Source organism: Leucobacter chromiiresistens (assembly GCF_001477055.1).
Lineage (GTDB): Bacteria > Actinomycetota > Actinomycetes > Actinomycetales > Microbacteriaceae > Leucobacter > Leucobacter chromiiresistens_A.
In genome coordinates, this window is record NZ_LDRK01000067.1 from 1 (window position 1) to 1,249 (window position 1,249).

Genomic DNA, 1,249 nt, shown 5'->3' on the forward strand with positions numbered 1-1,249 from the left:
TCCGTGGAGTCGATCGCGTCGCTCTGAGCGTAGGAGAAGGTGGACACGGCGTAGCTGATCGACAGATCCTTCTGCGCCGGGTCCAGACCCATCTTCGTCAGGTCCACCGGCAGCACGATGGCGTTGGTGTCCATGGTGTTGGTGTCCGTGTCACCCCAGGAGCCGTTCAGCGGCTGCTGATCCGTGTACACGATGTTGCCCGCGCCGTCGCGCTGCAGGCTGTTGCCGACCACGCGGACCAGCCCGACCAGCGGGTAGTCCAGGCCGGTGGCCCGGGTGGTCACGACCACCCAGTCCGGGCGACCGTTGCCGTCGGTGTCCAGCAGCACCTGGAATTCGCTGCTCGGCATCACCGAGACGAGGTTGCCCCAGGTGGAGATGCCGATGGCGAGCTTGCCGTCCTTCACCGCCGAGCCCACGTACTGCAGGTCCAGGGCCTGAGTGGACGGGGCCGGCAGGGAGGTGGACTGCAGCCGCGGGGAGCTCGCGCCGAGCTCGAAGGCGCCCAGGGCGGAGCGGTAGCCGCCCTGGTTCAGGGCCGTCCCGGCCAGGCTGACCTGGGTCTGGGCGGTCTTGGCGTCCTTGAACTCGATGGCGTTGGCGTCCACCTTCATGTCCGAGACCGGCTTCGGGGCGATCTGCAGCGGCAGCCGCAGGTCCTGGCCGTTCTCGGAGAGCACCAGCCGGCCGGAGAGGCTGCCGATGTACTGGCGGGCCTTGCCCAGCTGGATCTTGGCCTGGGCCGGGTCCTGGGTCTTGACCAGGGCCTTCGGGTCCACGGTGGCCGTCACGGTGATGGTGGCCTTCCCGCCGGAGCCCACCGAGACGGTGGGATCGTAGGAGAAGGAGACCCCGGGCATCTGCGTGGTCCCGGCGAAGGAGACCACGTAGGTGTGGGCCCGGTTGCCGATGTTGTCCACGGTGATCTTCCGGGTGAACCTCTGCACGCCGCCGTTGGTCTTGGCCTCGGTGACGCCGAAGCTCTGGCTGACGATGTCCGGGCGATCCGCGTTGTAGACGATGACGTCTTGGTTCACGGCCCGCACCGCATCCACCCGGCCGGACCCGACCCGCTCCACGGACTCCGTGGTGCCGTTGGCGTTCTTGACGTCGTGGGTCGCGGTGTTCATGATCGCGGCCTTGACGTTCTGCGGGGTGTAGTTCCGGTGCTTCTGCCAGACCAGAGCCGCCACCCCGGAGGTGTGCGGGGTGGCCATGGAGGTTCCAGTCATCACCTCGATGCCGTTGC

1 protein-coding gene is annotated in these 1,249 nt (G+C 67.9%); it reads right to left on the minus strand.

Annotation, left to right across the window (positions count from 1 at the left end; all coding sequences use genetic code 11):
- A partial coding sequence (locus tag NS354_RS09775) for a S8 family serine peptidase (RefSeq protein WP_193750756.1) occupies window positions 1-1,217 on the minus strand: 1,217 nt, incomplete at its 3' end.
- Window positions 1,218-1,249: the final 32 nt, after the last annotated feature.